Below are 6832 nucleotides of genomic sequence, written 5' to 3'. Positions count from 1 at the left end.
GAGCGATAGCGTTAGGCAAGGATTTCTTAACTCTATTTAAAGTATCTTCAGTAGATTCCAAACATCTTTGAACAGTGTTACTGGAAACAGAGTATTCAAAAGCAGTATCTTTCATAGATGTGGTCCGTTTGAAGTTAACAACGATTTGTTGTTTAACATAATTTGAAATAGAACAGTGTTCTTCAACCCCTAAAATAGGAAATACACGAGTTGAATGACAATTTTTACAGATGAATTTTTGTTTACGGATCCCCATATATAAAGGTTTAGCAGCCATTTTAGGACAAAGAATTAAAACCTGAGGAGTTTTACCGTTTTTAATCATATTGAACCCACAATTAGGACAGCGTTTAGGAGAATTAAAATTTTGAACACAGTTCAAAACTGTAAAATCAACGAATTCGGAGAATTTATCTTTTGATTTATCCAAAACAATATGATTATCTTTAATTCCTGTTATATATTTGATATTATTAGACATAGAGAAGTCGATCCTTTCTTAGAGAAACCGGGGTTCAGTCGACTTCTCTTTTTTTATACAATTTTACAATAAAAAAGTACTGATGATAATCTTGAAATATACTTCAAAATTTTCATCAGTACAGAATATTATAGAACCGTTTATGTTGTCACGTGCCAATACATCAACGGTATTTCTTGAAGATGTGAATAACTATTTTATAGAGAATAAAATCAGAATGATTCTTGATGCATCTTAAGAAATGATTTGAAGCATCAGATTGGAAAAGCAACCCGCATTATTTCAGCAGATAAGTCAGATGCGTATGATGAGTTGTATTTAAATTGTGATCCAGGAGATGCAATACTATCGGTAAGGCAAACTGTTTATCTAGATAATGGCGTACCGTTTGAATATTCAGAAACAAGGAATCGTTATGATAAAGGATCAGTGACAATCTCCAATGTTTGAACATTAATATTTCACCTTATAACAAACATCAAAATATGTTATGCGCAGTTTATGTAATTTTGTTGTGCAATGTGTTAACTAAATATGTTATAATTTCCTTAAGATTGTCTTTTTGTTTGTTAAAGTTTAAACAAAAAATAAAAATACTAAGGGAGTAGATTATGAATAACGACAATAATGTAGTAGAAAGTAGTATTGATGTTTCTAAATTATTACTTTTACTTAGAAATAACCTAGGAAAGTTGACACTATTTACAATTCTTGGCTTGGTGATTTCACTGGTATTTGCATTTGTACTTATTACACCTAAGTACCAAGGAACTACGGATATTTTAGTTAACCAAAAAATCTCAAATAATCAGGTACAATTCCAGGCACAACAAGCTGACTTGCAAGCAATTAATACATATAAAGATGTTTTGAAAAAAGAAGTTATCTTGGCTCCAGTATTAAAAGAAGTTAGAAAAAAAGATAATTATCAAGGAAATGTCGCAACTTTAAGCAAGTCAATCTCAGTATCTAACCAAACTAACTCACAAGTTATCACGATTTCAGCAGAAGATACAAATGCTTATGCTGCAGCTGATATCGCTAACACAACTGCTGAAGTATTTACTAAGCGTATCAAGAAGATGATGAAAGTTGATAACGTTAGCATCGTATCACGTGCCAAAGCTAATTTGAAGCCGGTATCACCTAATAAGAAGTTATTTGCTTTAGCTGGGATGGTAGTTGGTTTTATGCTTGGTTTAGTGTTAATCGTTACTAAAGAATTGTTTGATCGTACAGTTAAAGATACAGATTACCTAACTGATTTAGGCCTTACTAACTTAGGGGTAGTTTACCACTTAGACTTTAATGACGATGATTATCAAGTTGTACGTGCAATTGATAATCGTGAAAATGATAACAATAGTACACGTGTATAGTAGGGGAGGGGAGATTAAATGTTTGGAAAAAAGAAGAAAAAATTAGATTCAAATAGTATGAAGAATGGGGTTTACTTGGTAACAGTTGCCGCCCCTAAGTCAGTTGATACAGAACAATTCAATACAATTCGGACGAACATTACTTTTTCAAGTGTTGATGAAAGTTTCAAGTCAATTATGATTACTTCATCAGGGGCTTCAGAAGGAAAGTCAACAGTAGCAGCAAACGTGGCTGCTTCATTTGCTAAGCAAGGAAAGAAGACATTGTTAGTTGATTCTGATTTACGGCGTCCAACAATTGCGTCAACATTTAACATTGCTTCGACACAAGGGTTAACTAACTTCTTAACGGATAAGAACTTTGATATAAATGAAGTCCTTTATCCAACAACAGTAGAGAACTTGTATGTTATGCCAGCGGGTCCAGTACCGCCTAATCCTTCAGAATTAATCGGATCAAAGAGAATGAAGATGCTTAAAGAAGCTCTAACTGAAAAGTTAGATTTAGTTATCTTTGATGCACCTCCAGTATTATCAGTGACTGATGCGCAATTACTTTCTGTATCTGTTGATGGAACTATTTTAGTCGTTCGCCAAGGGGAAGCTGAAAAAGAAGCTGTCAAACAATCCGTTGATTTATTAAATCACGTTAATGCCAAAATTATCGGAACTATCATGAATGATGTGGATGTAACTTCTACTGATGGTTATTATGGTTACTATGGTTATTATGGTAAGGAATAGGATATGAGAGTAGAAAAGAGATTTAGGAAAACTGAGTCTCTTTTTATATTATTTATATTTAAATGTTGAGGTAAAAAATGAAAGTTTGTTTAGTAGGATCTAGTGGTGGACATTTAACACACTTATATATGTTGAAACCTTTTTGGGAAAGTCAGGAAAGATTTTGGGTTACTTTTGATAAAGAAGATGCTAGAAGTTTGCTCAAAGATGAAAAAATGATACCTTGTTATTATCCAACTAATCGTTCAATTAGAGCATTGATTAAAAATACTATTTTAGCGTGGAAAACTTTACGAAAAGAAAAACCAGATTTAATTATTTCCTCAGGTGCAGCAGTTGCAGTTCCATTCTTTTGGCTAGGAAAATTATTTGGAGCAAAAACAATCTATGTTGAAGTTTTTGATCGAATTGATAAGCCGACTGTTACGGGAAAAATGGTATATCCAGTTGCAGACGAGTTTATCGTTCAATGGGAAGAAATGAAAAAAGTTTATCCAAAGGCTAAGAATTTAGGGAGTATATTTTAATGATTTTTGTAACAGTTGGAACACATGAACAACCATTTAATCGGTTGATAAAGAAAGTAGATGAACTTAAGCGTGATGGCATAATAAAAGAAGATGTTATCATGCAAATTGGTTTTAGCACGTATATACCTAAATATTGTGAATATAAAAAATTATTTTCTTATGATGAAATGATAGAAAATGTAAAAAAAGCTAGAATTGTTATCACTCATGGTGGACCATCTTCATTTATTATGCCGCTACAAGAAGGAAAGATTCCAGTTGTAGTTCCTAGAAAATTGAAATTCCATGAGCATGTAAATGATCATCAGGTGGAATTTGTAAGGATGGAAAATGAACGATATAAAAATATAATAATTGTTGAGGATGAACAGAAATTAGGAAGGTATATCAAGAATTATGACAGTATTGTAACTGAAAAAAACGGAGAAAATATAAATAACAATAGTATATTTAACGATAAATTTGAAAAGATAGTTGAAACCTTAATAAAAAAATCATAATTTCATAAAGGAAGGAAAATGGAAAATGGCAACACCGATTAGAATATTACATGTATTGCAAAGAATGGAAGCTGGAGGAACACAAGCTTTATTAATGAACCTATACAGAAAGATTGATAGAACCAAAGTACAATTTGATTTTTTTGTAGAGTACTTAGACAGAGAATTTTATGATGATGAAATCGAAAAACTAGGTGGAAAAATATATTATAACAATGTAAGAAAAGACAAGAACATCATTAAATTTGAAAGAAATTTAGAAAAAGTCTTAAAGAGTGGAAAATATAAAATAATTCATGTACACGCATATACAATTGGTTACTTTGTATTAAAAGTTGCAAAAAAATATGGTGTTCCTGTAAGAATAGCGCATTCTCATGAAAATGAAACGGTAAGAGATGCAAAATATCCAATGAAATTAATTATGCAAAAATTATATCCCATATATGCTACAGATTATATGGCATGTTCTGATGATGCGGGAAAGTATCTTTTTAAAAAAAGAGATTATAGTGTTTTAAAAAACGCTATTGATACAAAAAAATTCACATTCAATAAAGAAATCAGAAAGCAAGTAAGGGAAAAATTAAGATTACAAAATAAGTTTGTAGTTGGAAATGTAGGAAGATTGTATCCTGAAAAAAATCAAAAATTTTTAATAGAAATCTTCAATAATATACATAATAAGATAAAAAATGCAGTTTTAATTATTATTGGAAATGGGCCACTAAAAATGGACTTACTGAAGCAGGTAAGAGAATTAGGACTGGAAGATTCTGTTATTTTTTTAGAGAATAGAAGAGATATTAATGAATTAGAACAGGCATTCGATGTATTTATTTTTCCTTCTCTTTTTGAAGGATTAGGCATTGCAGCAATAGAAGCTCAAGCAGCCGGAATCCCAACTCTTTGCTCAACAAATGTAGCTAAGGATGCAAAAATTAGTCCGTTATATAATGAACAATCATTAGAGGTTGATCCTAAAATCTGGTCAGATCAAGCAATTGAAATTTCTCGAAATACTTTAGCGCATACTAATACTGAAAAATATGTGGTTGACTCAGGGTATGATGTAAGCGAAACTGTTAGATGGGTTACAGAGTTCTATATTGAGAAATATAATAAAGTAACTCTTAATTAAATAAATAGAAATAAGGAAAGAAAAGTATGAAGAAAAAAGTGGCGTTTTTAATTATGAATATGGACAAAAAAGGTGGTACTGAAAGAGTAACGTCAATGATTTCCAACTCATTATCCAAAAAGCTTGATGTATATATTTTTAGTTGCCAAAATGGAAAAACTCCATATTTTCATGTGAATAAGAATGTACAAGTAGAGTCACTACATGGTGAAAGGATAAAAAATTCAATATTACGAAAAATATATGTATTTAATAATTTATATAATCGAGTTAAAAAAAATAATATAGATATTGTAATTGCTGTTGATGTGGCACTTTTTTTTATACCTTTTACCCTTGAAAGCGTTAAATGTATGCAAATGTATTTCATGGGAACATTTTAATTATTTTATTAATCCGATTAAGATGGGAACTAATTTTATAGAGGTTACAGGAAATACGGTAGCTATACATCATTATGAAGCAAGCTGGTATACAGGTAATAAAAAAATTAAAAAACTTAAATACTTTTTAATTCCAATAAAGCAATTTATTAAATATCAAGTATTTTGGAGAAAACTGTATGAATGATAGTAATAAAGTTTCTATTATAACAACTGTCTATAATAGAAAAGCTATGATACAAAAATTGTATAATTCGCTGAAAGAGCAAAAAAATAAGAATTTTGATTGGGTAGTAATAGACGATGGATCAACAGAGAATATAGAGAAACTTGTTAAAAAGTGGAAGTCTGAAAATATTATAAACATTAAATTCAAAAGAGTTCAAAATGGCGGAAAGATGAGAGCGTATAAAATTGCGTTAAGTTTATTAGAAACTGAGTATTCTATAGTGGTAGATAGTGACGACGTTTTGACTACAAATGCAGTGGAAATAATTTTAAAAGAAATAAAAACAAGTAGTGAGAACGAGATTGGATTTATCTTCCCGAGAAATGAAGTAAATGCCAAGTGGAATAGGATACACAGAAAGAATATTAATATAATAGAGTTGAAAGCAAAATATGGCATTATAGAGAGTGCAATTGTTATAAATAATGCCATATTAAAACAAAATTTTACAGATGATATTTTTAGTGTCAATGAAAAATTTGTTAGTGAAGAAGTATTGTACAATAAATTTATAGAGTATGGTAAGTTTAAGGTGATTTTAAAAAAAATATATATTTCTGAATACCAATTAGATGGTTTAACAAATAAAATATTTGAATTATGGTTGAAAAATCCAGAAGGAACTTTAAAATTACTTAATTCGCGATACAATGCTTTAGATAAATGCCAATTAAGTATCTGTAAGAAAGTTATCGAAAAGGCAAAAGTTATTTTAAATTTAAATGCATTTTGTATGATAAAAAATAAAAATATTAACGAAAATACACCAAGTATAATATTCTCTTTAATAATGTATATGCCCTCAATTTTAGTAAAAAAAAGATTCTTGTAGATTGGAGAAAAAATGGATAATAAAATTGACTTTGTAGTTCTTTGGGTTGATGGTAAGGATCCAAAATGGGTTGAAGAAAAATTAAAGTATCTTCCTGATAATGATGAATCTCCTGAAAATGAAATTGCTCGTTTTAGAGATTGGGAAAACATGAAATATTGGTTTAGAGCCGTAGAAAAATTTGCACCATGGGTCAATAAGATACATTTTGTAACATGGGGGCATGTTCCGTCATTTTTAGATGTGAATAATCCAAAAATAAATATTGTCAAACATGATAACATAATAGAAAAAAAATATTTACCAACTTTTAATTCATGTGCAATAGAAGTTAATATTAATAAGATACCAGGCTTGCAGGAAAAGTTTGTATATTTTAACGATGATACATTCTTGTTAAGAAAAGTAAGAAAAGAAGATTTTTTTGTAAATGGATTGCCATGTATTGAAGGGTTAGAAGAGGCGATATCTCCAGTTGGTGATAGTTCTGCGTTTACTCATAGTTTGATTAATAATATAGATATTATTAATCGAAATTTTAATAAACATGAGCAACATCGTAAATATTTTAATAAATTTTTTAAATATTAAAAATTATTAGGAAATTTCAAAA

The 6832-nt window shown here is 29.7% G+C and carries 9 protein-coding genes and 1 pseudogene; 9 read left to right on the top strand and 1 reads right to left on the bottom strand.

The window, feature by feature from the left end:
* Positions 1 to 481: pseudogene (locus JCM14209_RS08305) on the bottom strand (transposase family protein); the annotation flags it as partial.
* 246 nt (positions 482 to 727) lie between these two features.
* Between JCM14209_RS08305 and JCM14209_RS09930 the strand changes: the two are divergent.
* The 9 genes from JCM14209_RS09930 to JCM14209_RS08260 all read left to right on the top strand — a co-directional run bounded on the left by JCM14209_RS09930 (position 728) and on the right by JCM14209_RS08260 (position 6810).
* Positions 728 to 931: a UTRA domain-containing protein gene (locus JCM14209_RS09930; protein ID WP_225349700.1), complete on the top strand. Its 204-nt coding sequence runs from the start codon at positions 728 to 730 to the stop codon at positions 929 to 931.
* 161 nt (positions 932 to 1092) lie between these two features.
* Positions 1093 to 1860 carry a YveK family protein gene (locus tag JCM14209_RS08300; RefSeq protein WP_025023009.1) on the top strand — a complete coding sequence of 256 codons (768 nt, stop codon included), beginning with the start codon at positions 1093 to 1095 and terminating at the stop codon, positions 1858 to 1860.
* 18 nt (positions 1861 to 1878) lie between these two features.
* Entirely contained in the window at positions 1879 to 2604 is a 726-nt protein-coding gene (locus JCM14209_RS08295; RefSeq protein WP_025023008.1) for a CpsD/CapB family tyrosine-protein kinase, read from the top strand.
* A 77-nt stretch (positions 2605 to 2681) separates the two neighbouring features.
* The gene (gene pssD, locus JCM14209_RS08290) at positions 2682 to 3131 is read left to right on the top strand and encodes a PssD/Cps14F family polysaccharide biosynthesis glycosyltransferase (protein ID WP_025023007.1); all 450 of its coding nucleotides are present in this window, start codon (positions 2682 to 2684) and stop codon (positions 3129 to 3131) included.
* A complete protein-coding gene (locus tag JCM14209_RS08285) occupies positions 3131 to 3634 on the top strand; it encodes a glycosyltransferase (protein ID WP_025023006.1) in 504 nt (167 codons plus the stop codon). Before pssD ends, JCM14209_RS08285 begins: the two co-directional genes overlap by 1 nt.
* Positions 3635 to 3659: 25 nt before the next feature.
* Positions 3660 to 4775: a glycosyltransferase family 1 protein gene (locus JCM14209_RS08280; RefSeq protein ID WP_025023005.1), complete on the top strand. Its 1116-nt coding sequence runs from the start codon at positions 3660 to 3662 to the stop codon at positions 4773 to 4775.
* Between the two features lie 26 nt (positions 4776 to 4801).
* The gene (locus JCM14209_RS08275; RefSeq protein ID WP_025023004.1) at positions 4802 to 5158 is read left to right on the top strand and encodes a glycosyltransferase family protein; all 357 of its coding nucleotides are present in this window, start codon (positions 4802 to 4804) and stop codon (positions 5156 to 5158) included.
* Positions 5159 to 5337: 179 nt separating this feature from the next.
* Positions 5338 to 6219 (top strand): glycosyltransferase family A protein, encoded by an 882-nt coding sequence (locus JCM14209_RS08265; protein WP_025023003.1) that lies wholly within the window; start codon positions 5338 to 5340, stop codon positions 6217 to 6219.
* Positions 6220 to 6231: 12 nt separating this feature from the next.
* Positions 6232 to 6810, top strand: coding sequence for a stealth family protein (locus JCM14209_RS08260; RefSeq protein WP_025023002.1), 579 nt, complete (start codon positions 6232 to 6234; stop codon positions 6808 to 6810).
* The last annotated feature ends 22 nt before the right edge of the window (positions 6811 to 6832 follow it).

Origin of the sequence: Ligilactobacillus hayakitensis DSM 18933 = JCM 14209 (assembly GCF_000615845.1) — a bacterium.
Taxonomy (GTDB): Bacteria; Bacillota; Bacilli; order Lactobacillales; family Lactobacillaceae; genus Ligilactobacillus; species Ligilactobacillus hayakitensis.
The sequence above is the reverse complement of the archived record's forward strand: the minus strand, read 5'-3'. Positions and strand labels throughout refer to the sequence as shown.

Excerpts from the sequence above, each read along its gene's own strand:
- JCM14209_RS08300 (WP_025023009.1), top strand. The coding sequence starts at position 1,093 with ATGAATAACGACAATAATGTAGTAGAAAGTAGTATTGATGTTTCTAAA.
- JCM14209_RS08295 (WP_025023008.1), top strand. The coding sequence starts at position 1,879 with ATGTTTGGAAAAAAGAAGAAAAAATTAGATTCAAATAGTATGAAGAAT.
- pssD (WP_025023007.1), top strand. The coding sequence starts at position 2,682 with ATGAAAGTTTGTTTAGTAGGATCTAGTGGTGGACATTTAACACACTTA.
- JCM14209_RS08285 (WP_025023006.1), top strand. The coding sequence starts at position 3,131 with ATGATTTTTGTAACAGTTGGAACACATGAACAACCATTTAATCGGTTG.
- JCM14209_RS08280 (WP_025023005.1), top strand. The coding sequence starts at position 3,660 with ATGGCAACACCGATTAGAATATTACATGTATTGCAAAGAATGGAAGCT.
- JCM14209_RS08275 (WP_025023004.1), top strand. The coding sequence starts at position 4,802 with ATGAAGAAAAAAGTGGCGTTTTTAATTATGAATATGGACAAAAAAGGT.
- JCM14209_RS08265 (WP_025023003.1), top strand. The coding sequence starts at position 5,338 with ATGAATGATAGTAATAAAGTTTCTATTATAACAACTGTCTATAATAGA.
- JCM14209_RS08260 (WP_025023002.1), top strand. The coding sequence starts at position 6,232 with ATGGATAATAAAATTGACTTTGTAGTTCTTTGGGTTGATGGTAAGGAT.